Genomic DNA, 23,364 nt, shown 5'->3' on the forward strand with positions numbered 1-23,364 from the left:
TCGATCTCCGGTTTGGGTCTGGTGCATTCTTGCGCCGCGATAAAAATACGATTAATTATTCGTGTTTCCTATTCGCATTGGCAGGTGCAGTGATGACCGACCCCCGACAGGCGCAGATTTCCTTGCGTCGAAAGCCCAAACAGGCCCGCTCCGCCGACCTGGTCGCGGCGATATTGGAAGCCGCTATTCAGGTTTTGGCCAAAGAAGGGGCGCAGCGTTTTACCACCGCCCGGGTTGCTGAGAAGGCCGGTGTTAGTGTGGGGTCGCTTTATCAGTATTTCCCCAACAAAGCCGCCATCCTGTTTCGGTTGCAAAGCGATGAATGGCAGCAAACCAACGGTTTGCTAGTGGGAATATTAAAGGATCGTACCTTGCCCCCGTCCGATCGCCTGCGGGTGCTGGTTCATGCCTTTGTTCGTTCGGAATGTGAAGAAGCCGACATGCGGGTCGCCCTTCATGACGCCGCACCGCTTTATCGTGACGCGCCCGAAGCCCACATTGCCAAACAAGCAGGCACACAGGCGATACAGGATTTTCTGACCGAAACCCTGCCCGATTGTGACTTTACCACCCGTGAACTGGCCGGTGACTTGATAACAACAACGCTCAGCACAGTGGGAAAGCAGTTTTCGGAAAGCCCGCGAACGGCAGATGAAATGGCGATATATTCCGATGCGATGGCAGATATGCTGTGCGCCTATGTGAACAGTCTGAAATCCGCATGATGCCAAAAATGCTTCGATTGGCGGCAGCGTACTCAAATGTTGCCAATACGTGTCAATACGCAGGATTTGCCAAGGGAATAGCGGGTGCGGCGCGCATTTGCTACTATTTGTTAAGGCATTAGGCGTTTACTCAAAAAAGCAAAATAAACCTGCGATATGAGCGGATTGGGACGTGGACGAAAATAACCAGGTGAAACGAAGTGGCGCAATGGCAGCCCAGGCTGCGTTGCAGGAAATCGAAGAACGCCGTCTGCGTGAAATACGCCGGCGTAAACGACGTATCCGCCTGGCGGCTGCATCGGTAGTTTTGCTGGTGTTAGCCGGTGTTTCAACGGTTGTTACATTGTCAATCCAGACCCAGCTGGATTTCAGCCGCAAGTCCGACCGCAGCCCCGATGTTTTGATTGCAGGATTTGATGGCACGGTAATCAAGAACGTTCAGGGGCATTATAGCCAGGACGTTTCATTAATTACGTTTCCGAAACGGCTTCAAAATGTCTTTGTTGCGGCCACTGATCCCGGTTTTTACCATCATTTTGGGGCAGGTTTAAGCGACATTACCCGCATTGTATCGGGCGATCCTGAACCTGGATCTACCCTGACAATGAAGGTTGCCCGCAGTTTTTTCGAGGTGCCCGATACGGGGACCGTACGTAACCTTGAAGAGTTGCTGGTTGCTTTGTGGCTGGAAGCCCGGTTTGATAAAACCACAATTTTACGATCCTACCTGGAGCGCACCTATGTTGGTTCAGGCATTTTCGGGGTAACGGCTGCATCGCGCATTCTGTTCGGGGTGCAGGCGCAGAATATGAGCCTGCATCAGGCGGCGGTTCTGGCGGCTGCGATGAATGATCCCAGGACCCTGAACCCGTTGCATTTCCCGACGGCATCGGCCCATGCGGCCAATATTGTGCTTCAGGAAATGGCGACACAAAAAATGATCGAGCCTGAACAGGTTTCGGCGTTATCGCGTACTGTGCCACAACTTTCACCGCGCATCAGCGAAGACGATTATTCGCAATATGTGATTGATCAGGTGATGGACGAAGTTGCAATTCGGGTTGGTTATACCAGCAAGGATTTGCGGGTGGTTACCAGCATTGACGCCCGCCTGCAAATGATGGCGCAGGATGCGGTAACAGATATCAGCAATTTGCGCCTGAAACCGCGGGGGGCAGACCAGGCCGCATTGCTGGCGATAAGCCCGGATGGGCGGGTACGCGCGATGGTGGGCGGAACAAGCTATGATCCGATGTCGCAAAACCGGGCATGGACTGTGCGCCATTATCCCGGGCGGATGATTAAAATTCTGCCTTATTATTACGCCCTGAATGAAAACCCGGATCCGGCCCAGTGGGTGCCCGACAGCCGCAAGGAAATTGAGGGGTGGAAACCGGTTAACCCGGACCGTCAATATCGGGGGCAGGTATCGCTGCGCGATGCCTTTGCCCGTGACGTCAACACTGTTCCTGTCGAACTGACCCACAAATTCGGGTTGGGTAATATGCGCGATTTTGCCGCCGATGTTGGCATTGAAAGCCGCCTGTCTGACGATATTCGTACCGTTGTGGGCCTTGACCCGGTGACATTACCCGATATCGCCCGGTTACATGCCCTGTCGTTAAATGGCGGCGTGACACCCAGAATTACGGTGATTAATTCCATTCGTTCCAGCGCCGAAGGGCAGCCTGTTTTATATCAGCGTAAAACAACAGTACGGGAAAAAACCCTAACTGACGAAGCCATGCTGGCAGTTAACAGTATGCTGGCCGGGGTGACTGACCCGCAGGTAAGGCTGGACCGGCCCTTTGTTGGTTTTGGCGCGTTGGCCGGGCGGGGCAGCGATGCCTGGTTTGCGGGGTTTACCGCCGATCTTTATACTGTGGTCTGGGTGGGCAACGATGATAAAAGCCGCGCCCCTGCCATTCGCCCGGATGTTGATGTTGCGTCACTGTGGCGGCTGTTCATGCTTGATGCATCACAGGGATTTTCGATCCGCTCGGTTGCGCGGGGAACAAGCCAGCGACTGGTGGAAGAAGATGGTGTTTCCGACATGTGGAAACGCCATTGGGTTGACCCCAACCCGCCCCTGGCAAACGAACCGTAACAGACAGACAATATGGAATGTCGCGTGCCGGTTTTGAAAAATGCCGGACAATGACGGGGGGCGCCGGGACTGTTTTGTTTGGTTTATTGCGGTGTTTTCATCGTACCGGGTGGCGTGTTGGCGTGTGAGTATTTCGCATGTCGTTGTGTCAGGGTTTAATTGTTCAAATTTTGAACAACCCCTGGATCGTCTGTGTTAAGCTGCGCACGTTTTGAGGGGTATGGGGCATAAACAGGGGATTTAAAAATCTTCAGGACTTTGGCAGGTGATTATGCCGTTTAAGCCGCCCGGTTTCGGCTTTTGGGGCTTGTCTTCATCAGATGCGTGTTATTGCCTGTCTGAGCGTGTTTATAAAACATGGTTTCTTAGGAAAATGATGTTTTATTGATAGCACGGTGCGTAATGGTTTACCTATGCTTGCAAAATGCCAAACAGGCGGATTTTCCCCGTTCTGGATGGTAATTTACGTGCCCATCCCCGTGTTTTTCAGGTTTCGAGGACGATTTTGGCGAAGCGACCCACCCGTAATTCATCTTCGGCACCCAGACGTCGGGCATCGCGTAGCTCTTCGGGCCAGTCGTCTTCGCGTAAACGTCGCCGTGGGGGAAAAAAACGGTCTTTTGGCGCGATCCTGATGTCCTTTGTGCCCCGTCCGATGTTGTTGGCGCAGATCATGATGGTTCTGGCCGTTTGGGCGGTGGTGCTGTGTGGCGGGCTTACGGCGTATTACGGCTATGATTTAACCAGCAAAATTGATTTTGATGTTGCAACCCAGCGCAAGCCGCTGGTGCGTATCATGAGCCTCGACGGGGTAAATCTGGCGAATTACGGAGATCGTTATGGTCACCCGGTTGAGGTCGGTGATCTTCCCGATTATGTCGGTCAGGCTTTTGTCTCGATCGAGGATCGGCGGTTTTATCATCATTTCGGTATCGATCTTATTGGCATAACCCGTGCGCTTGTAACCAATATCTGGCGGGGGCACATTGCCGAGGGCGGCAGCACCATTACCCAGCAGTTGGCAAAGAACCTGTTTTTATCACCCGAGCGCAGTTATGGCCGCAAGGTGGAAGAAGTTTTGTTGTCGCTGTGGCTGGAGGTGAAATTTTCCAAACGGCAAATTCTGTCGCTGTATTTGAACCGTATTTATTTCGGGTCGGGCGTTTACGGGATAGACGCGGCATCACGGCAGTATTTTGGTGTCGATCCTCGACGGTTAACGCTGTATCAGGCGGCTGTGCTGGCCGGGCTGCCCAAGGCGCCCAGCCGCTATAACCCGCTTGTGGCCCCGGCCCAGGCGGCCAAACGTGCCAATCAGGTGATCGATGCAATGCTTGATACCGGCGTGATCAGCAAACAGCAGGCCCGAACCAACCAGTATAAAAGTGTGACAACCGCGAATGTGGCGCGTGGCGGGCCGAATGTGCGCTATTTTACCGACTGGATTTTGGACCGGGTGACCGACTATGTCGGGTATCACGACCAGGATATGGTGGTGTATACGACGCTGGATTCTAACTTACAAAGTTCAGCGGAAGATGCCGTTAACCGGGTGCTTGACAGCAAGGAGGCCGAAAAGCGCAGGGCCGGTCAGGCGGCCCTTGTTGCCATGACGCCGGATGGTTCCGTCCGCGCGATGGTCGGGGGGAAGAACTTTTTTGAAAGCCAGTATAACCGCGTAACACAGGCTAAACGCCAGCCCGGATCGGTGTTTAAACTGTTTGTTTATCTGGCCGCGCTGGAAGATGAAATGCGTGCCGATGACTGGATGCGCGATGAACCCTATAGCGTTAATGGCTGGAGCCCGCGCAACTTTGACCGTCAGCATCATGGTACCATGTCATTGCGTGACGCGGTGGCAACATCGAACAATACCATTGCGGTTGAAGTTGCAATGAAAACCGGCCTGAACAAGGTTATTGATATTGCTCACAAGCTGGGTGTGTCGTCCGACCTGCCAGCCGAACCCAGCCTTGCCCTGGGGACCAGCGAGGTTACATTGCTGGAAATGACATCGGCCTATGCCATCGTGTCAAACGGCGGCTTTAATATTATCCCCCACGCCATCACCAGGATCGTTGGCCAGGATGGCAAGGTTTTGTATGAACGCGAAGGCGGGTATTTAACGCGCGTGTTAAACCCGGTTACCGCTGGTGAAATGAACAATATGCTGGCGGCCGTGATGGCGAAGGGTACGGGGAAAAATGCCCTGCTGGACCGCCCGGCTGCGGGTAAAACCGGTACCACATCGGATTATCGCGATGCCTGGTTTGTTGGTTATACCGCCGATCTGGTGGCCGGTGTGTGGATGGGCAATGATAACGGATCACCGATGGACGAAGTCACAGGGGGTGGTTTACCCGCCCATATGTGGAAATCCTTTATGTTGCATGCCCATCAGGATTTGCCGGTGCGGTCACTGGGCAAGGCGGCCCTGATGCGGGCCATCCGTATGGGCGAGGACGATAGCTGGAAAAAGTTTAATTCCGGCTTTAGCGGCGGGCACAAATAGCCATAGACCTACCGTGATGATAACTTTCCAGCGGCACGTTACATTATTGCCTGTTTTTTAGGGGCAGGATTGTGGCGAATATGTTGATGGCCTGTGCCGGCACATGTATCGAAAAAAGAGGCCGGATGTCGGTTGGCGACAATCCGGCCCAAGGAAGGCATTAACAGTTCCGAAAGGGAGAATCCGGAACCGCTGGAAAGACCTTGATAAGCGCCTTGATCTGGGGTGGACGCGGGGAGGTGTCGTGGATGCAGATCAAGGGGGTGTCACGTTATCAAAGCCGGATCAGGACGGGGTTTTCACCGCCTGATGACCCAACTTCTCCAGGAAAGCCAGGCATTCGTCGAGTTGGGATATCTCGACAAATTCGTTGCGTTTGTGGGCCTGTGTGATCGAGCCGGGGCCGCAAATGATGGACGGAATATTGCCCTGCTTCTCAAAGATCCCGCCTTCGGACCCGTAGGAAACCTTGCCGGAAACTTCGCCGATGATGTTACGGACAAAGGCAAAACTTTCGGCATCGGTGCAATCGCCCATGCCCGGATAATGAAAGATTTCTTCCCATTCAAAGCCGGTATCGGCTTCGCGGGCTTTCATTTCGGTTTCAAGCGTTTCCGTCACACGGGCCTTGATCTGTTCAATTACGCTGGCGGCATCGTGGTCGGGCAGGTGGCGAATTTCAAAGGTAAATTCGCAACTGTCCGGTGTCACGTTGGTGGCGGTACCGCCCGAAATGGTGGTGGTCAGCATCGTGCTGTGCGGCACGGTAAAATCGGGGTCAAACGGGCCATTGGTTTCAAATTCGCGGGCAACATCGGAAATAAGGGCAATGGCGCGCGCAGCATATTCAATGGCATTGACGTGATGGGGCGCAAAGGATGAATGCCCGGCGGTCCCTGTAACGGTCACACGCATGGAATATTTGCCCTTTTGGCCGTTAATCACCTTCATTTCTGTCGGTTCGCCAATAACAGCCAGGCGCGGCGGATGATCAATTTTTGCCAGATGATCCACCATGCTGCCAACACCAAGGCACCCCACTTCTTCATCGTAAGACAGGCACAAATGAAACGGGATCGCCAGATCCTGTTTGACGAGTTCCGGGATTAGCGCCAACGCGCAGGCGGCAAAGCCTTTCATGTCGGCAGTACCACGGCCAAACAGTTTGCCGTCGCGTTCGGTCATGTCAAAGGCGGGGCTGACCCATCCTTTTTCAAGGGCCGGGACAACGTCGGTATGGCCTGACAAAACAATGCCGGGCACGTCTTTGGGGCCGATGGTGGCCAGCAAATTGGCCTTCTCACCGGTTTCATCATAAAACAGCGTGGTTTCAATGTCGTATTGGGCAAGGTAATCCTGCACATAACGAATGAGACCGAGATTCGAGTTCTTGCTGGTCGTGTCGAACGCCACCAGCTTGCCCAGAATATCAATGGCAAGGTGCAGGCGGGACATGTTTGTCTGGGTCATTTTTTTTCAGCTTCTCGTGTCTCGAATTAATTGGCGGCGCGCACGTTGCTGCGCCATTTTTGCCATTCGCGGCGAATGGTTAAGGCCACGAACAGAATGGTCAGGGCAAAGAAGCCCCAGGAAATCCATGACTGGAAGAAAACACCAAGGTCACCGCGCGAAATCGCCAGCGAGCGGCGCATATTGTCTTCAAACATTGGGCCAAGGATAAAGGCGATCAGGAACGGGGCGGCAGGGATGTTCAGCACCATCATGATAAAGCCGACAATCCCCATGACCAGCAGCACGGCCACGTCAAACGGGCTGGATGCCACCGAATAGATGCCGAATACGCACAGAATAACGATGCAGGGCAGCAGCAATTGCTGCGGAATGCGCGAGATTTTGGCAAAGCCGCTGGCGGTCAGTTTACCGGCAACAAACAAGAAGACCGAACTAAACAGCATGCCAATAAACAGCGAATAAACTTCGCCGATATTGTTCTGGAATAACAGGGGGCCGGGGGTCAGGCCGTGGATCATGAAAGCACCCAGCATCACACCGGTAATCACGTCACCCGGAACGCCAAGGGCCAGAAGCGGGATCATGGTCGCCCCGCAGCAGCCGTTATTGGCCGATTCAGATGCAGCAATGCCTTCAAGTTCGCCTTCGCCAAACCGGTCGCCATTTTTCGAGGTGCGCCGCGCTTCGCTATAGGAAAAGAACGCCGCAGTGGAGGGGCCAATACCGGGAATGGCCCCCAGAATAACGCCGATAAAGCTGCCCCGGATGATGGATTTCAGGCTACCGCGAAATTCCTTCATGGTCAGGCGGTTATCGCCCAGTTTCATGGCCTGGGTGTTTTCCTCGGGGCGGAAAACGGCAAGTTTCAGCATTTCGGGCAGGGCAAACAGACCGATCAGAACCGGCACAACGCCAAGGCCGCTTTTCATATCTTCGGTCATGGCGAAACGGAAGGACCCGTACATATCTTCGCCAACGGTTGCCAGCAACAGGCCAAGGCAGGCCGCAACAATGCCCAGCAGCAGCGAACGCCCGGAAATACTGGCGACAATGGTTAGCGAGAACGCCATCAGCATAAAATATTCCGGCGGGCCAACACGCAGGGCAAAAATCGCCAGCGGGGCGGCCAGAAAGATTAGCGAGATGTTGGAAATGAAGTCGCCAATACAGCTTGAAACCAGCGCCATATTCAGCGCCTTGCCGCCTTTTCCTTCACGGGCCAGCGGGTAACCGTCCAGCACGGTACAGGCCGCCGATGCAGTGCCTGGCGTTTTGATAAGGATGGCCGAAATCGAGCCGCCATAGGTGGACCCTTTATAGAGGGCAACCAACAGCAAAAGGCTGGTGACGGGCGGCATATAAAAGGTAAAGGGCAGGGCCAGCGTTACGGCCATTGTGCCGGTCATGCCGGGGATTGCACCAATAATGACTCCACCCCAGATCCCGGCAGCCATAACGATAAAATTGGGCAGGGTTGCGACAGCGGCAAAGGCGCCAAGCAATTCATTCCACATGGTGTTTTCTCGTCAGATCAAATGCAGCAGACGGGCAAGGGAAAACCATTTGCCGTGCGGGAAGGGGGTGTGGGTGATTTCGGTGAAAACCACATACAGAAAAATCGGAAAAATAATACTCAGCCCGATCATCCATGCCTTGCGCGAAAAATCGCCGGTCATGATGAAAAGGAAGGCCAGCAACACGATGGTTGCGGTCAGAAAACCGATTTTCGGCATCAGATAAACAAAGGCGGTAAAGCCAATGATCATGCAGATGAAACGATAGACAAAAATACGGTTGGCATACAGATAGGCACCAATCGATGTAATCTGGTCGCTGGAGCGGCGGCGCATTTTCGGCACCGCCAGACCCAGGGCCAACACCCCCATAACAAGGCCGACCCAGCCAATAACGCGGGGCCACATGTCAGGGGGTGGGGCAAACCCCGGAATAAAGGACGGAACCCGAACATAAACCGGGATCAGAACAAACAGAACAAGGGCAAAAAATGCCGTTGCTACCAGTCCGGTGTAAAAATCGCGGTTGGGGATCATGGTTCCGCCTCGCATCCTAAAAACGGGGTAAAATTTTACTGGATATAGCCAAATTTCTTGGCCAGACCATGATACAGGTTGAACTGCGATTCGACATAGGCTGACGGATCTTCATCACCGATAACCGAGATGGAGCCGCGTTTTGCCGCCAGATCAAGCCACTGTTCGTTGGTCGCAACCTTGCCCAGAATGTCTTTCCATTTGGCAACAACATCTTCCGGCAGGCCCTTCGGCGCGTACAGGCCGCTCCAGCCGCCAACCTGTGCGGCGGTGGCATAACCCAGTTCCTTTGCGGTAGGAACGTCGGGCAGGTCAGCCATACGTTTCGGGGCATAAACCATCAGCGGGCGCATTTTGCCGGCCTGGATGTGGGGCATCAGCGAACCGGCCGAAATGGCCAGGAAGTCAACATGGCCACCCAAAAGGGCCGCTGCCAATGCTCCGCCGCCTTTATAGGGCACCAGGGTCGATGCGCTTAACGGGTCAAGACCGGCATCAGAAAGCAGTGCCTGAACCGAAAAACCGTCAATCGCGGTCGGGCCGGATGCAGCATAGGTGGTTGCACCATTGCTTTCCTTGATTTTGGCAAGCAGGTCATCAACCGTTTTGATGTCGGATTCGGCATTAACAGCCAAAATCATCGGGGTTGCTTCGAGAATGCCAAGGAAAGTGTAATCGTTCCAGGCAACCGGGCTGTCGGTATAAACAGCGGGGTAAAGTGCCATGCCAACGCGCGACAACAACAGGGTGTAACCGTCCGGGTCGGATTCGGTGACGAAACGTGCGCCGTTCATGCCGCCATTACCGGTTTTATTCACAACAATGACCGGCTGTTCGTTGGTGTAGTTGCGCGCAGTTTCTGCAAGCGCACGACCAGCAAGGTCAGAGGCGCCGCCAGCGCCATAAGGAACAACAAGAGTAATGGCTTTTTCCGGGTAGGAATCAGCTTGTGCTGCGGACGTGAATGCCGTTGCGGCCGCAAGGGCTGCAACACCCAGTGCAGCTTTCTTCAGATGATGAAACATTTTCATGTCTCCCTGGAGGTGGTGGCGTTATTGCCAAGTGATGCTTTTTGTTTTGTGTCTCAAACATGGCAAACTATAACTATTGAAGCAAAAAATTAATTTCAGTATTACTTATGTAAATACTGAAACCTATGCAGAGGGGGTGGCATGAATTTGCGTGAACTGGAAAGTTTTAATGCTTTCATGACCTATGGCACCGTCAGCAAAGCGGCCGAGGCGATGAATATCAGCCAGCCAATGGTTAGCCGGATGTTGGCGAACCTTGAAAAATCGGTGGGATTTGCGTTGTTTATCCGTAAACGCAACCAACTGGTTGCAACCGAGGAAGCCGTCCAGTTCCATCACACGGTATTGCGCACCCTGAACGGTTTTCGCGACCTTGAAAGCAGTGCGCGGGCCATTGCCAACCAGCAGCTTGGCAGCATTCGCATTGCCGCCCAGCCGATATATGTTGATACCTATCTTTTGGATGTTATCGCCAAATTCAAGGCGTTACACCCTAACGTGTCGGTCAGCATCACCGATTCCGGGATGGAAGGCATACTGGAAATGGTGACATCGCGAAATTGCGACCTGGGTATTGGCATTACGCTGGACCTGATGGACCGTGATGTGGCGATGATGCGCCTGGCCAAATGTCGCGCTGTTTGCCTGATGCCGCGCGATCATCGCCTTGCCGGGTTTGAAACCATTGATATTGATTTGCTGCGCGGCGAAAAATTTATCGAGCTTAGCAACGGCAGTCCGCTGCGTACCAAGGTTGATTATATTTTTCAAATTGCCGGGCGCTTGCGCCATATCGCGGTCGAGGCACGCACGGTGCGCACCATTTCCCGGCTGGTAGAACGTAATGTCGGTATCGCGATCAGCGATCCGTTTGCCGCCTTGCTGGTCGATCAGGACCGGGTGGTGGCGCGCCCCCTGACCCCGGAAATTTCGTGGGATGTGGCGGTGTTTCATGCCAACCGCGAATTGTCAAACGTGCAGCGTAGTTTTTTGGCGTTTTTGCGCGACGAATTGCCGCATCTGCGCGATGCGGGATGTGTGCTTTAACCACGTCAGTATTGGGTTTCATGCCTTTTGGTCAAAGGCCAGCTTGGCGGCAAGTGTCAGAAAAACGCAGCCGGTAAAAACCTGAAATGCACGGGCGATGCGGGCCGAACGCGCCAAAAACTGCCCCAGCTTTCCGGCAAAGCCACCAACCAGACAGTTAATGATGGTGCCGCCGATATTCAGGATAACCCCCAAAAGCAGGAATTGCAGCAATACCGATCCGCGTGCGGGATCGACGAATTGCGGTAAAAACGCCAGCACAAAAACAATGATCTTCGGGTTGAGCAAATTAACCACAATGCCGTCGCGCCACGCCCGAATGGCCGATCCTTTGCGGGTTTCGGCGGCCTTTAATGTATCGTTTCGGTTTCTAAATGCCTGGAATGCCAGCCACACCAGATAGGAAATGCCGGCCCAGCGCAGCATTTGAAAGGCAACCGGATGGGCCGCAAGCAAAGCCGCCAGCCCCAATCCAGCCAGCAATGTATGTACAAGCGCCCCTGTCGAAATGCCAAAACTTGCCGCCAGCCCCGCCCGTGGCCCCGATTTAATGCCTTGCCCCAAACAAAACAGCATGTCGTTGCCCGGCGTCATATTAAGGGCAAGGGCCGTTGGGATAAAAACCAGCAATGTTTCAAACGGAATGAGCACGGTCTGTCCTTAAATTTGGCCGAGGGATACCGGGTGGGTGATTTTTATAAAAGCAACAGCCTGTCAAAATGCCGCAGGTATAGAAATTTGCCAAGCCGGGGGTTGATTACTCGCCCGCACCAAACCGGTGTAGCCCTGAACCGTTGCGTTTTAACCAGTGTTGCTGTTTGGCCGAGGCCCCGTAAAGGTCGTCAACCACCTTCCAGAAACGTGGGCTGTGGTTAAGTTCCTGTAAATGGGCCACTTCGTGGGCAACGACATAATCCAGCACATCTTCGGGGGCTAAAATCAGCCGCCAGCTAAAGGATAAATTACCCCCCGACGAGCAACTGCCCCAGCGCGTGCGGGTATCCTTGATCGAAATGCGGTTGATTTTTTTGCCAATTTCTTCGGCATAGGCATGGGCGCGCGGGGCTATTTCCAGTTTGGCCTGTTTTTTTAACCAGTCAGCGACTCGTCGGTTGCTGTGTTCGATGGCACCCGAAACCCAGATGACGCCCGATTCCGCCCAAACCCCGCGTTTGGCCTCGGGCACGGCGCGAATGGCATGTTCATTGCCCAAAAACGGCACCCATGCGCCGGGGACAAACAAAACCCGGTCGGGCAGGCGCGACAGGTGCGCTTCGATCCAGTCTATATGCTGGCGCAGCATCGAAAGGGCGGTTTTACGCGAAATACCGTTGGGAACGACGACTTCCACGCCATCAAACCCCGGATCGATCCGCAATTTAAGCCGCGACGCGCGCGCACTGATGCGCAGGCGCACGGGCACAGGCCCCAAACGCGGCAGGTCAATTTCGGTTTCTTCGATGTTATTTGCCATATTGGTGTGGATAATCGCCGAATCTGTTAAAAAAGCACGCCAAATTTACGCGTTTTTACCGGTAGGTGCATCTTGGCCCTTGCCCGTCACATGGGTTTTCCTATACTCCGCGCGCAAGGTTCAGGGTCCAGACCTGTTAATATGGGTACACTGGCAACTGTCATGGTCGCGAAATACAAGAAAAAGCCCGCAGAGCGGGCGCACCCCCGGTCAAGGGATTTGACGCAGGAGGTCGCGACCATAACAGGTGTCCTTCGGATCGATCAGATTTGTACGGGCTGTTTTGTCGCAAAATCTTGAAAGATGTATATCTTCCGGCGATTTTGCTTCGCGCATCCATACAAATCTGATTGACCAGTGTGCTTATATTAACAGGTCTGGACCCTTGGTCCAGATTGGTGAATGTTTCGTTTGGGTTCCCGTGATGACACGGGATGACGGCGAAACCACGCTGCCCCGGCATAACATCGGAAGAAGAAAGGCGTCACAGCATGAGCAATCCGGTTAAAAAGGTGGTGCTTGCCTATTCGGGCGGGCTGGATACCTCCATTATCCTGAAATGGCTGCGCGAAGAATATAATTGCGAAGTCGTTACGTTTACCGCCGACCTCGGCCAGGGCGAGGAACTGGAACCTGCCCGCAAAAAAGCCGAAATGTTTGGCGTAAAAGAAATTTTCATCGAGGATCTGCGCGAAGAATTCGTACGTGATTATGTGTTCCCGATGTTCCGCGCCAACGCCCATTACGAAGGTGTTTACCTGCTGGGCACCTCGATCGCACGGCCGCTGATTGCCAAACGCCAGATCGAGATCGCTGAAATGGTCGGGGCCGATGCCGTTTCGCACGGTGCGACCGGTAAAGGTAACGACCAGGTTCGTTTCGAGCTGGGCTATTACGCGCTGAAGCCCGACGTCAAGGTGATTGCCCCGTGGCGTGAGTGGGATCTGAATTCACGCACCATGTTGCTTGATTTCGCCAAAAAGCATCAGATTCCGATTTCGGCTGACAAAGCGGGCGGCGATGAACCCCCCTATTCAACCGATGCCAACCTTCTGCATATTTCCTATGAAGGCAAGGCACTGGAAGACCCGTGGGGCAAGCCGGACGAAAACATGTTCGTGCGCACCGTATCGCCGCAAAACGCGCCCGATGCGATCACCACGATTGAAATCGAATTTGAACAGGGCGACCCGGTTGCCATTAACGGCGAACGTATGAGCCCGGCCACCTTGTTGACCGCGTTAAACGACGTTGCCGGTAAAAACGGTATCGGTCGTCTTGATCTGGTGGAAAACCGTTATGTTGGCATGAAATCGCGCGGCGTTTACGAAACCCCGGGCGGCACCATTCTGGCAACCGCGCATCGCGCAATGGAATCAATCACGCTGGACCGTAATGCAGGCCACCTTAAAGACGAACTGATGCCGCGTTACGCCGAAATGATCTATAACGGCTATTGGTGGTCGCCGGAACGTCAGGCCCTTCAGCGCCTGATCGACGATACCCAGAAAACGGTTAATGGCGTTGTTCGCCTTGATTTGTACAAAGGCAACGTCACCGTGACCGGTCGTAAATCGCCTAATTCGATTTACTCCGAAGCCCACGTGACCTTTGAAGCCGACACCGTTTACAACCAGCGCGATGCCGAAGGCTTTATCAAGCTGAACGCCCTGCGTTTGCGTCTTGGTTTTGATCGTAACAGCGTTAAATAATCGCTGCTGGCGACAGGAACCGACTATTTGGAACGAGGGGTGTCTGGCACCCCTCGTTCTGTTTTAAGGACCCGGACACACGCGATGCAAAGATACAAATGTACTGTCGAATATGATGGTCGCCCCTATCATGGCTGGCAGTATCAGGATGAAGTCATTTCGGTTCAGCAAGTGTTTGAAGCAGCACTTGAAAAGCTGGTGAAAACATTTGTTCGCGTTCATGTGTCGGGGCGGACCGATGCCGGGGTTCATGCGCTGGGCCAGGTGGTGCATTTTGATCTGGAAAAGGTTTATTCCGCCGAAGCGGTGATGAACGCCCTGAACCATTATTTGCAACCTGCCCCTGTGGCCGTGATCAGTGCCGAAATGGTCGATCAGGATTTTCACGCTCGGTTCGGGTCGAAAAAACGCTATTACATGTATCGGATTATTAACCGTCGGCCCCCATTGACCTTTGAAGCAGGGCTGGCATGGGGGGTTTATAAGCCGCTTGATATTTCCGCCATGAATGAAGCCGCCCAACATCTGGTTGGCACCTACGATTTTACCAGTTTTCGCGCCACCGAATGCCAGGCCAAAAGCCCGATAAAAACGCTGGAGCGATTGGAGGTGGTGGCATGTGCGGATAAAGAGGTGCGCATTTATGCCGAAAGCCGGTCCTTTTTGCATCATCAGGTACGCAATATGGTGGGGACCCTTGTGCTTGTGGGCAAGGGAAGCTGGCAACCCGTTGATGTGAAGAAGGCTCTGGAGGCCAAACGTCGAAGTGCGGGTGGTCCAACAGCCCCGGCAGACGGTCTGTATTTTGTTCGGGTGGAATATTAGGCATTCGCCGTAAGCCGGGTTTTACCACCGGACCAGGCAGTTTTTCTGTGGAACCCCTCTAATTTAGAATGGTAATTATTTGAAAAATGGCAATTTTTCGGAAGTTTCTTCTTTTGCGTGTGTGAAATTTTTTCCTTCTCCTGTATTGTGATGCATCTGCCTGATCCCAATAGGTAAAAGAGCCCCGGCAATCTTTTCGTCATTCTTCGAGCAGGTTTCCGTAAAGGGGGGCAAGAATGGGAGAGACCTCTGAGATGAAAAATAGCATTGTCTTTAAAGTCACTGCGGCGTCGGTAGTGATTCTGATTGTGGGGATTATGCTGCTGGGGGGCGTCATCATGCAGCGCGTCCAGCAACAGGTTAGCGATACCAGCCTTCAATCACAGAAATTGAACCTGCGTGTCGCGGCAATGATCTTTCAGAACGAAAGTCCGGACCTTAAGGTTACCATTGATAAATCTGGCGAGACAACGCGGCTGGTGATGCCCGAAATTCCCGATTTGTCTTCCCACGCCATGATCGACAAAATCGGAACCGCAACCGGTGAAACGGCAACCGTGTTTCAGTGGGTTCCCGACAAGAAAGACTTCATTCGTGTTTCCACCAACATCATCAAGCCGGATGGCACGCGCGCCGTTGGCACGTTTCTGGGAAATGGCAGTGCGGCCTATCAGCCTGTAACGTCGGGTAAAACCTTTCGGGGGGAAGCCCTGATTCTGGGCAAGGAATATGTCACCCAGTATACGCCGATCTTTAATACCGCCGGTGCCGTGCAGGGTATTTTGTATGTTGGTATTACAAAGGCCAAAGTAGCAGCGGTATCGGGTTCTATTGGCATGCGAATTGTGATTTCCGGCATTATTGTTGCCGTGATCGCGGCGATTTTGCTGACCATTTTGCTGCGCCGCCAGTTGGGGCCATTTCATGAACTGGGCGAAACGATCGAACAGTTTGTCGGGCGCGATTTTTCAGCCGAAGTGCCCCATACTGATCGTGGGGACGAAGTTGGCGTGATCGCCAAGGGGCTGTTGCGTTGGCGCGAAGCAGCCCAGCGAATTGGGGAGGCCGAAGATGCCAAACTGGTTGCCGAACGCAAGGCATCCGCCGAACGCCGTGACCAGCGCAATGTGCTGGCGACCGAACTTGATGCATCTGTAGGTGAAATTATTACATCGGTGCGCCAGGCAACAGAAGGCATGGTGCGATCTGCCCGGCAAATGAGTCAATCGGCCAATCATTCGATTGAACAAAGCCGGAATGTCAGCAATGCCGCCACGGATGCCGCGCGTAATGTCCAAACGGTGGCAGCAGCAACCGAAGAGCTTTCTGCGTCGATCAATAATATTGGCGGGCAGGTTGAAGACTCGACCTCGATTGCGACAACAGCCGTAGATGAAGCCTCGCGGGCCAATGAAATGGTTAGCGGCCTTGCCGTTGCCGCCGAGCGGATTGGCGAAGTGGTCAGCCTGATTAATGAGATTGCTGCCCAGACCAACCTTTTGGCCCTGAATGCCACGATTGAAGCCGCCCGTGCGGGTGAAGCGGGCAAGGGTTTTGCTGTGGTGGCACAGGAAGTTAAGAACCTTGCCAATCAGACTGCCAAGGCAACCGATGAAATTGCCCAGCAGATTGGCTCGATCCAAAGTGAAACCCGCCTGACGGTTGAAGCGATTGAAAAGGTCACCCGGACCATTGCCTCGATCAGTGGCATTACCGGCGGCATTTCAACTGCCGTGGCCGAACAGAACACCGCGGTCAATGAAATTGCATCCAGTGCGCAAAGCGCGTCTATCGGATCAACCGAAGTGGTTGAAACGATTGATGCTGTTTTACATGCCGCCAGCGACGGTGGCACAGCCGCAAGTGAACTGGAACATTCGATGTCCGATCTTTCGGTACGGATTGAAACCCTGCAAACCAAAGTTGGTGAGTTTTTGGAACGTTTGCGCGCAGAATAGAATTACCGGACTGCGAATGGCAAAAAGCTGGCAATGGAAACGTTGCCAGCTTTTTGTGCGCCAGTTCACTGTGTAACGGGGGCAAAGTGGCATTGGCGAAGACGCCGTCAAATAAGGGTTGTGGTTACTGTGGTGCGGTCCTATTCCTTTGTTGGCTTTCGCCGTAAACATTTCAGGGAATACCCAAATGCCCTTCGATTTTCCGATTTTTGCTGGCGTTGTTGCTGTGCTGGCAGTCTTTATTATTCTGCAAAGTGTGAAGATTGTCCCGCAGGGGTATCAATACACACTGGAACGGTTTGGCCGTTTTACCCGGAGCCTTAGGCCGGGGCTGCATATCATTGTACCGCTGATCGACCGGATCGGCCGTAAAATGAACATGATGGAAAGCGTGCTGGATGTGCCATCGCAGGAAGTGATTACGTCGGATAACGCGATGGTCACGGTTGACGGTGTGGTCTTTTACCAGGTGATTGACGCAGCCCGTGCCGCCTATGAGGTTAACCGTCTGGAAGTGGCGATCCTGAACCTGTCCATGACCAATGTGCGCACCGTGGTTGGCTCGATGGATCTGGACCAGCTGTTATCCCAGCGCGATCAGATTAATGAACGGCTGCTTTCCGTGGTCGATAGCGCGACTGACCCGTGGGGCCTTAAAATTACCCGTGTGGAAATTAAGGACATTACCCCGCCGCGTGACCTGGTGGACTCGATGGGCCGTCAGATGAAGGCCGAACGTGAAAAACGTGCGCAAATCCTTGAAGCGCAAGGTTCACGCGAAGCCGCAATTTTGCGGGCTGAAGGCGAAAAACAGTCCAAAATTCTGGAAGCTGAAGGTCGCCGTGAAGCTGCCTTTCGCGATGCTGAAGCCCGCGAACGTGCCGCCCAGGCCGAAGCCGAAGCCACAATGGTGGTGTCCAAGGCGATTGCCGACGGTGACATTAACGCGATCAATTACTTTGTTGCCCAGAAATATGTTGAATCGTTGTCGCAAATTGCTTCAAGCCCCAACAGCAAACTGGTGTTTATGCCCCTTGATGCGTCGGGTGTTGTCGGTTCCATTGGCGGCGTTACCGAACTGATCCGCAATCTGGGCGGGGATGGCGGTGCTGCCGGCGCAACTGGTGCCTCAAATGCCCGGCCTGGCCCGTGGGGTGGTAAATAACGGTTCTGTTCACTGCTTTTGAGTGGTGATTGCCAATATCGGGGCATCAGGCGGTTTGTTGCGTCATGATGCCCCCATTATCGTCATTGCGTTAACCATGAAAGGCCAATCAAGGTGGATTTTCTGATATCGGCGGGGGTGACGTATTGGCACTGGTGGAGTTTGGCCGCCATTTTGCTAGTGCTTGAAGTGATGGCACCGGGGGTATTCTTTTTATGGGTGGCGTTTGCCGCGGCTCTCACCGGTATTGCCAAACTTCTGTTTGGCGGCATGAGCCTGGAAATCCAGTTGCTGGTTTTTGCCATTTGCGGGGTGGTTGCGACCTTTGCCGGGCGGCGCTGGGTCATGCGCCGTATCAACGCCAAAGGCGATGACGACAACGCCGAATCACCGGGTTTAAACCAGCGAGAACAGCAATTTCGCGGCCGGATCATTACCCTGCCCCATGATATGACCGACGGCGAAACCCGCGTGGTGCTGGATGGCACCACATGGCGGTTATATGTCGGCCAATTGTTAAAGGCAGGCGATCAGGTGCGGATAACCGCAATTAAAGGCACGGTTTTGCAGGGTGAAGCGGTTTCGCGGTAATTTTGCGACCGCTATTGTCCATCCTTATCCAAACAGCCAATGCCACAAAAACGGAACTGTCAGGGCCGTGGCGATGGTGTTTAACCCCATCGATAACCCCGAAAATGCCCCTGCGGTTTGGTTGACCTGAAAGGCACGTGCGGTGCCAATACCGTGGGCGCCCACCCCCATGGCAAAACCACGGGCGCGCCAGTCGGTTAAGCCGACAAGGTTCATTACAGCGGGGCCAAGTGTGGCGCCGACAATGCCGGTCACAATCACACATACTGCGGTAAGCGCGGGAACGCCGCCAATTTCCTTGGCAATGCCCATGGCCACCGGGGTTGTAACCGATTTTGGCGCCAACGATGCCAGTGTTTCCATACTGGCACCCAGCATATGGGCGATGGCAACGGTGCTGGCTGTGGCCATTAACGACCCGAACAGTACGCCAAAGATAATCACCGGCAGGGCGCGTTTTAATGTTTCCATCTGGCGAAACAGCGGCACGGCAAGGGCCACGGTGGCCGGGCCAAGCAGGAAGTGAACAAACTGTGCGCCGTCAAAATACACCGAATAGGGTGTGCCGGTGAAATGCAGGATGGCGGCAATAATGGCGATGGCGATGACCACCGGGTTGCAAACCGGGTTACGGTCGCTTTTTTGATACAGCCAGAAACCGATGGCATAGGCAACCAGTGTAATCGTCAGCCCGGTTAGCGGTTTGGTCGAAAGATAAACCCACAATTGTGTCAGATCAGCCGGTTCCATTATTTGGCCCCTTCATTTTGCGTATCGGGCGATGCCGGGGCTCTGGGCAGTAATTTTGACATCAAAAATGCGGTGGCCGCGATGGTTAGCAAGGTGGAAATCACCAGCGACGCCACAATCGGCAGCCAGTCGCTTTTTAAACGGTCTATCTGGGTGATAACGCCAACACCGGCGGGCACAAATAACAACGAAAAATGCATCAGCAAATTATCGGCCGCATCGGTCAGTTCCCTGGGCGGTTTGCGTTTGATCAGCAGGCCAATAAACAGCAGTCCCAGGCCAATTACCGGGCCGGGTACCGGCAGGCTGAACAGTTCGGATATGACTTCGCCAAAAAGCTGGCAAACAAGGATCAGGGCAAATGCGGCAATCATCTTTGGCCTCCCGATATTTCGTTTATTGTGATCGTGGTCACGTTTTTCAATTTCTTACTGTGACATACCCTGCTTTGCTGCCGATAACTTTTATTAATAATGAAAAACGCCCGTGCATTTTTGGCACAGGCGTTGGTAACGCGCTAAATCTGTTTCTGTTTCCAAGGCAGCTTATAAAATTGCCAGCACATCTTCGGGCGGGCGGCCAAGGGCGGCTTTGTCGCCATTAACAACAATGGGCCGTTCAATCGCGCGCGGATGGGCCACCAATGCGGCGATCAGATCGGCGCCGGTTAAGTCGGCAATGCCTTCTTCGCGGGCTTCTTTTTTGCGCATAATCTGCTCTGGTTCCTTACCCAGCTTTGACAGAATATCGCTAAGTTCGGCTATACCGGGCGGGTTGGACAGATAATCAACCACGGTGGGCGTAATGCCTTTTTCCTCGATCAGGGCCAGTGTCTGGCGCGATTTGGTGCAGCGCGGGTTATGGTAAATGGTGACGGTCATGCTCGGTTCCTGTCATCAGGGGATGATGCGGTGAAGGGACATCTCAAATATCATGCCCGGTTAAAGGCCATCAATAATTTGCAAAAGGTTTTCAAGGTCCCCGGTGTCGCTATCAATGATGCGGGTGGCGATATCATATGAAAACCCTTGCCGGGCAAGGGCTGCCAGATCCTTGTCGTGTTTTTCTTCGCGCTGGTCGGGTTGGCGAAACGGGCCAAGACGGCGGCGGCGAGCATAGGCTGCTGCGGCGGCCAGGTTAGGATCGGTACCGCGCATGTCATTATGACCCGCATCGTCGGCCTCGTCGCGTAAATCGGTGATGGTTTGATCGACCAGATTTGATGCAATGCCGCGGGCGTTCAAATCGGCCCCGATTACGCGAATCGCCTTGCCCTTGCGCAACATCGACCGCGCCCGGCCCAGCGCATAGGCCTGATCGTTCAGGAAACCCGCTGTTTCGCAGGTATTTAGAACGTTTTTCATCCAGTCTTCGGCTTCTTGCGGGTCGGTGTCGTATTCGGCAATCGAAAGGCGGATTTTACCGCGCATCAGTTTTTCCAGCCGCGCCCGCGATGCGGTAAAGCGTTCCAGATACCAGGTGGCATAATTCATCAAATAGTCACGGGTTACCCGGCGGGGCTTTTTGGGGCCCTGCTTTGCGTCACCCTTTTTGCCAAAACCTTTCGTCTTGCGCTGTTCTGTCGGAGGTTCGGCAAATTCTGTTGCCGTGTCCGTTGCGCTTTGACGGGGCGTTTTCGGCGGGGTCTGGGAAGAAAGTTTCTGTTTTGACATAATCTCTTTGCGGGCTGCCCTTGCGTTTGGGGTGCAACTATCCCTATTTTACCGGCAATTGTCTGTGAATTTCGAGGAAAACCAATGCAAGAGCTTGCTCCGCGCCAAATGGGCGCGATCAACTGGCTTGGCCTGTGGACGCTGTATGCGAAGGAAGTGCGCCGTTTTTTGAACGTGCATCTTCAAACCGTTGGCGCGCCTGTGGTCACCAGTCTTCTGTTTCTGGCGGTCTTCCTTCTGGCCCTTGGCCGGGCCGTTGAAACCGTTAATGGCGTACCGTTCGCCACTTTTCTTGCGCCGGGTCTGGTGATGATGACCATGGCGCAAAACTCGTTTGCCAATACCTCCAGCTCTATCCTGATTTCAAAGGTACAGGGCAATATTGTCGATGTTTTGATGCCGCCACTTTCGGCATTTGAACTGGTTGCCGGTTTTGCCCTGGGGGCTGTAACCCGGGGTATTATGGTGGGCTGTGCCACCATCATTGCCATGGCGTTCTTTGTTGATGTGCAGATCCATAATATCTGGGCGATCCTGTATTTTGGCATTTCGGCATCGTTGATGTTGTCGCTTTTGGGGATTGCCGGGGGCGTGTGGTCGGAAAAATTCGATCATATCGCCGTTGTGACCAACTTTGTCATTACACCGCTGTCGTTTTTGTCCGGTACTTTTTACAGCGCCGAACATTTACCCGAAGCGGGCCGGGCACTGGCGCATTTTAACCCGTTTTTCTATATGATTGACGGGTTTCGCTATGGTTTTATCGGCATCTCTGACGGCTCTATTACCACCGGCGTTATTGTACTTTTGTGCGTAAACATTTTTCTGTCGATCCTGTGTTACCGCATGATCAAAACAGGGTACAAACTGAAGGCCTGATGACGGCGGGATAACGCCAGTTTCAGCATTAAATTCCGTTTTTGGGCAGCATTCGGCATCGGATGCTGCCCAACTTATTTGTGCAATGCGTTAAAAACCGTATTTTGCCGCATTGACAGGGGGCGGGAATCTCTTGATACTCCGCAGCTTTCCGGTATTCTGCCGGTGCTGACCAGATGGTCAGGAATGGAATTTTACCCTAATCGAGGACATAAACTGTGATTACACCCGTCATGCCGACTTATGCGCGGGCCGATTTGGCCTTTGAGAAAGGTGAAGGACCTTATCTCTATGCGCAGGATGGGCGACGATTCCTCGATTTCGGGTCGGGTGTGGCCGTGAACTGCCTGGGCCATGCGCATCCGCATTTGGTGGAAGCGATTACCGAACAGGCTAAAAAGGTTTGGCATACGTCGAACCTGTACCGGGTGCCGGGCCAGGAAAAACTGGCAAAACGGTTTGTCGAGCATACCTTTGCCGATACCGTGTTTTTCTGCAATTCCGGTGCCGAAGCCAACGAAGCGGGCCTGAAAATGCTGCGCCGTTATCAGTATGTGAATGGCCATTCTGAGAAGAATCGCATTCTGGTTGCCAGCAACGCCTTTCACGGGCGGACCATTGGCACCTTAACTGCCGGTGCCAGCGATAAATACCGCGAAGGTTTTGGCCCGATGCCCGAAGGGTTTGATCGGGTGGCATTTGGCAATTTGAATGAGTTGCGCAATGCCATTAGCGAAAAAACTGCCGGTATTCTGGTGGAACCGATTCAGGGTGAAGGCGGTATTATGCCCGCCCCGAAAGGATACCTTGAAGGTTTACGCAAGGCGGCCGACGAATATGGTCTGCTGGTGATGTTTGACGAAGTGCAAACCGGCATTGGCCGGACCGGCAAGCTGTTTGCCTATGAATGGTCCGATATGCTGCCCGACATTATTTCTTCGGCCAAGGGACTTGGCGGGGGATTTCCGGTCGGCGCCCTTTTGGCCAATGAAAAGGCAGCAGCGGCCTTAACACCGGGTATGCATGGCTCCACCTTTGGCGGTAATCCGCTGGCGATGGCGGCGGCAAACGCGGTGCTGGACGAAGTTTTAAAGCCGGGATTTTTCGATAACGTTCTGGCCATGAGCAAATTGATCCGTGACGGGTTGGCAGCGATTGCCAAAAAACATCCCGGTTTCATTGACGAGGTGCGTGGCACCGGCTTGCTTTTGGGCATGAAAATGGTCCCGAACAATGGTGATGTGGTGGGCAAATTGCGCGACCAAAACCTGCTGACGGTTCCGGCAGGCGATAATGTTGTGCGGTTGTTACCGCCGTTAAACATCACGAAAACCCAGGTGGACGAGGCGCTGGCGGCGATTGATGCCGTGGCGGCTGCCTTTACCTCGTAA

The 23,364-nt window shown here is 53.7% G+C and carries 22 protein-coding genes; 11 read left to right on the top strand and 11 right to left on the bottom strand.

Annotated elements, in window-relative coordinates; all coding sequences use genetic code 11:
• Positions 1–92: 92 nt before the first annotated feature.
• Positions 93–725, top strand: a complete 633-nt coding sequence (locus tag THS27_RS02840) for a TetR family transcriptional regulator (RefSeq protein ID WP_085587637.1) — start codon at positions 93–95, stop codon at positions 723–725.
• A gap of 172 nt (positions 726–897) precedes the next feature.
• Positions 898–2,832, top strand: a complete 1,935-nt coding sequence (locus THS27_RS02845) for a transglycosylase domain-containing protein (RefSeq protein ID WP_246832812.1) — start codon at positions 898–900, stop codon at positions 2,830–2,832.
• Between the two features lie 486 nt (positions 2,833–3,318).
• Here the strand turns inward: THS27_RS02845 and THS27_RS27305 are convergent, their stop codons facing one another.
• Positions 3,319–3,507: a hypothetical protein gene (locus THS27_RS27305; RefSeq protein WP_246832813.1), complete on the bottom strand. Its 189-nt coding sequence runs from the start codon at positions 3,505–3,507 to the stop codon at positions 3,319–3,321.
• On the opposite strand from THS27_RS27305, the gene THS27_RS02850 reads away from it, so the two are divergent.
• Entirely contained in the window at positions 3,506–5,344 is a 1,839-nt protein-coding gene (locus THS27_RS02850) for a transglycosylase domain-containing protein (protein WP_246832814.1), read from the top strand. The two genes, THS27_RS27305 and THS27_RS02850, sit on opposite strands and share 2 nt — an antisense overlap.
• Positions 5,345–5,629: 285 nt before the next feature.
• Here THS27_RS02850 and argE read toward each other — a convergent pair whose 3' ends face one another.
• Genes argE through THS27_RS02875 form a run of 4 tightly spaced genes read right to left on the bottom strand, consistent with a single transcriptional unit; the run spans position 5,630 to position 9,893 of the window.
• Positions 5,630–6,814 carry an acetylornithine deacetylase gene (gene argE / locus THS27_RS02860; RefSeq protein WP_085587643.1) on the bottom strand — a complete coding sequence of 395 codons (1,185 nt, stop codon included), beginning with the start codon at positions 6,812–6,814 and terminating at the stop codon, positions 5,630–5,632.
• 26 nt (positions 6,815–6,840) lie between these two features.
• Positions 6,841–8,331 (bottom strand): tripartite tricarboxylate transporter permease, encoded by a 1,491-nt coding sequence (locus THS27_RS02865; RefSeq protein ID WP_085587645.1) that lies wholly within the window; start codon positions 8,329–8,331, stop codon positions 6,841–6,843.
• A 12-nt stretch (positions 8,332–8,343) separates the two neighbouring features.
• Positions 8,344–8,868, bottom strand: a complete 525-nt coding sequence (locus THS27_RS02870; protein WP_085587647.1) for a tripartite tricarboxylate transporter TctB family protein — start codon at positions 8,866–8,868, stop codon at positions 8,344–8,346.
• Positions 8,869–8,903: 35 nt separating this feature from the next.
• The gene (locus THS27_RS02875) at positions 8,904–9,893 is read right to left on the bottom strand and encodes a tripartite tricarboxylate transporter substrate binding protein (RefSeq protein ID WP_085587754.1); all 990 of its coding nucleotides are present in this window, start codon (positions 9,891–9,893) and stop codon (positions 8,904–8,906) included.
• Positions 9,894–10,040: 147 nt separating this feature from the next.
• Between THS27_RS02875 and THS27_RS02880 the strand changes: the two genes are divergently transcribed.
• Positions 10,041–10,946, top strand: a complete 906-nt coding sequence (locus THS27_RS02880) for a LysR family transcriptional regulator (protein ID WP_085587649.1) — start codon at positions 10,041–10,043, stop codon at positions 10,944–10,946.
• 18 nt (positions 10,947–10,964) lie between these two features.
• Here THS27_RS02880 and THS27_RS02885 read toward each other — a convergent pair whose 3' ends face one another.
• A complete protein-coding gene (locus THS27_RS02885; RefSeq protein ID WP_085587650.1) occupies positions 10,965–11,597 on the bottom strand; it encodes a LysE family translocator in 633 nt (210 codons plus the stop codon).
• Between the two features lie 106 nt (positions 11,598–11,703).
• Positions 11,704–12,420, bottom strand: coding sequence for a M48 family metallopeptidase (locus THS27_RS02890; protein WP_085587652.1), 717 nt, complete (start codon positions 12,418–12,420; stop codon positions 11,704–11,706).
• Positions 12,421–12,911: 491 nt separating this feature from the next.
• Between THS27_RS02890 and THS27_RS02895 the strand changes: the two genes are divergently transcribed.
• The 5 genes from THS27_RS02895 (at position 12,912) to THS27_RS02915 (ending at position 18,671) form a co-directional block, all read left to right on the top strand.
• Positions 12,912–14,132: an argininosuccinate synthase gene (locus THS27_RS02895; protein WP_085587654.1), complete on the top strand. Its 1,221-nt coding sequence runs from the start codon at positions 12,912–12,914 to the stop codon at positions 14,130–14,132.
• A gap of 84 nt (positions 14,133–14,216) precedes the next feature.
• Positions 14,217–14,957, top strand: a complete 741-nt coding sequence (gene truA / locus THS27_RS02900) for a tRNA pseudouridine(38-40) synthase TruA (protein ID WP_085587655.1) — start codon at positions 14,217–14,219, stop codon at positions 14,955–14,957.
• Between the two features lie 254 nt (positions 14,958–15,211).
• Positions 15,212–16,915, top strand: a complete 1,704-nt coding sequence (locus THS27_RS02905) for a methyl-accepting chemotaxis protein (protein ID WP_085587657.1) — start codon at positions 15,212–15,214, stop codon at positions 16,913–16,915.
• 187 nt (positions 16,916–17,102) lie between these two features.
• Positions 17,103–18,080: an SPFH domain-containing protein gene (locus THS27_RS02910; RefSeq protein ID WP_085587659.1), complete on the top strand. Its 978-nt coding sequence runs from the start codon at positions 17,103–17,105 to the stop codon at positions 18,078–18,080.
• 114 nt (positions 18,081–18,194) lie between these two features.
• A complete protein-coding gene (locus THS27_RS02915; protein WP_085587660.1) occupies positions 18,195–18,671 on the top strand; it encodes an NfeD family protein in 477 nt (158 codons plus the stop codon).
• A 24-nt stretch (positions 18,672–18,695) separates the two neighbouring features.
• Here the strand turns inward: THS27_RS02915 and THS27_RS02920 are convergent, their stop codons facing one another.
• From THS27_RS02920 to THS27_RS02935, 4 genes are all read right to left on the bottom strand, one after another.
• The gene (locus THS27_RS02920; RefSeq protein WP_085587662.1) at positions 18,696–19,421 is read right to left on the bottom strand and encodes an LrgB family protein; all 726 of its coding nucleotides are present in this window, start codon (positions 19,419–19,421) and stop codon (positions 18,696–18,698) included.
• Entirely contained in the window at positions 19,421–19,795 is a 375-nt protein-coding gene (locus THS27_RS02925; protein WP_085587663.1) for a CidA/LrgA family protein, read from the bottom strand. The genes THS27_RS02920 and THS27_RS02925 overlap by 1 nt, the downstream gene beginning before the upstream one ends.
• A 171-nt stretch (positions 19,796–19,966) precedes the next feature.
• Positions 19,967–20,302: an arsenate reductase (glutaredoxin) gene (gene arsC, locus THS27_RS02930; RefSeq protein ID WP_085587665.1), complete on the bottom strand. Its 336-nt coding sequence runs from the start codon at positions 20,300–20,302 to the stop codon at positions 19,967–19,969.
• 60 nt (positions 20,303–20,362) lie between these two features.
• Positions 20,363–21,094 (bottom strand): regulatory protein RecX, encoded by a 732-nt coding sequence (locus tag THS27_RS02935; protein WP_085587667.1) that lies wholly within the window; start codon positions 21,092–21,094, stop codon positions 20,363–20,365.
• A gap of 84 nt (positions 21,095–21,178) precedes the next feature.
• On the opposite strand from THS27_RS02935, the gene THS27_RS02940 reads away from it, so the two are divergent.
• Together THS27_RS02940 and THS27_RS02945 are read left to right on the top strand one after the other, a co-directional pair.
• Positions 21,179–21,973, top strand: coding sequence for an ABC transporter permease (locus tag THS27_RS02940; protein ID WP_168184805.1), 795 nt, complete (start codon positions 21,179–21,181; stop codon positions 21,971–21,973).
• Positions 21,974–22,191: 218 nt separating this feature from the next.
• On the top strand, positions 22,192–23,364 hold the full coding sequence (locus THS27_RS02945; RefSeq protein ID WP_305791109.1) for an aspartate aminotransferase family protein: 1,173 nt from the start codon (positions 22,192–22,194) through the stop codon (positions 23,362–23,364).

Source organism: Thalassospira sp. MCCC 1A01428 (assembly GCF_002115825.1).
In the GTDB taxonomy this organism is placed as follows: domain Bacteria; phylum Pseudomonadota; class Alphaproteobacteria; order Rhodospirillales; family Thalassospiraceae; genus Thalassospira.

Excerpts from the sequence above, each read along its gene's own strand:
- THS27_RS02840 (WP_085587637.1), top strand. The coding sequence starts at position 93 with ATGACCGACCCCCGACAGGCGCAGATTTCCTTGCGTCGAAAGCCCAAA.
- THS27_RS02850 (WP_246832814.1), top strand. The coding sequence starts at position 3,506 with ATGATGGTTCTGGCCGTTTGGGCGGTGGTGCTGTGTGGCGGGCTTACG.
- THS27_RS27305 (WP_246832813.1), bottom strand. The coding sequence starts at position 3,507 with ATGATCTGCGCCAACAACATCGGACGGGGCACAAAGGACATCAGGATC.
- argE (WP_085587643.1), bottom strand. The coding sequence starts at position 6,814 with ATGACCCAGACAAACATGTCCCGCCTGCACCTTGCCATTGATATTCTG.
- THS27_RS02865 (WP_085587645.1), bottom strand. The coding sequence starts at position 8,331 with ATGTGGAATGAATTGCTTGGCGCCTTTGCCGCTGTCGCAACCCTGCCC.
- THS27_RS02870 (WP_085587647.1), bottom strand. The coding sequence starts at position 8,868 with ATGATCCCCAACCGCGATTTTTACACCGGACTGGTAGCAACGGCATTT.
- THS27_RS02875 (WP_085587754.1), bottom strand. The coding sequence starts at position 9,893 with ATGTTTCATCATCTGAAGAAAGCTGCACTGGGTGTTGCAGCCCTTGCG.
- THS27_RS02880 (WP_085587649.1), top strand. The coding sequence starts at position 10,041 with ATGAATTTGCGTGAACTGGAAAGTTTTAATGCTTTCATGACCTATGGC.
- THS27_RS02890 (WP_085587652.1), bottom strand. The coding sequence starts at position 12,420 with ATGGCAAATAACATCGAAGAAACCGAAATTGACCTGCCGCGTTTGGGG.
- THS27_RS02895 (WP_085587654.1), top strand. The coding sequence starts at position 12,912 with ATGAGCAATCCGGTTAAAAAGGTGGTGCTTGCCTATTCGGGCGGGCTG.
- truA (WP_085587655.1), top strand. The coding sequence starts at position 14,217 with ATGCAAAGATACAAATGTACTGTCGAATATGATGGTCGCCCCTATCAT.
- THS27_RS02905 (WP_085587657.1), top strand. The coding sequence starts at position 15,212 with ATGAAAAATAGCATTGTCTTTAAAGTCACTGCGGCGTCGGTAGTGATT.
- THS27_RS02910 (WP_085587659.1), top strand. The coding sequence starts at position 17,103 with ATGCCCTTCGATTTTCCGATTTTTGCTGGCGTTGTTGCTGTGCTGGCA.
- THS27_RS02920 (WP_085587662.1), bottom strand. The coding sequence starts at position 19,421 with ATGGAACCGGCTGATCTGACACAATTGTGGGTTTATCTTTCGACCAAA.
- THS27_RS02925 (WP_085587663.1), bottom strand. The coding sequence starts at position 19,795 with ATGATTGCCGCATTTGCCCTGATCCTTGTTTGCCAGCTTTTTGGCGAA.
- arsC (WP_085587665.1), bottom strand. The coding sequence starts at position 20,302 with ATGACCGTCACCATTTACCATAACCCGCGCTGCACCAAATCGCGCCAG.
- THS27_RS02935 (WP_085587667.1), bottom strand. The coding sequence starts at position 21,094 with ATGTCAAAACAGAAACTTTCTTCCCAGACCCCGCCGAAAACGCCCCGT.
- THS27_RS02940 (WP_168184805.1), top strand. The coding sequence starts at position 21,179 with ATGCAAGAGCTTGCTCCGCGCCAAATGGGCGCGATCAACTGGCTTGGC.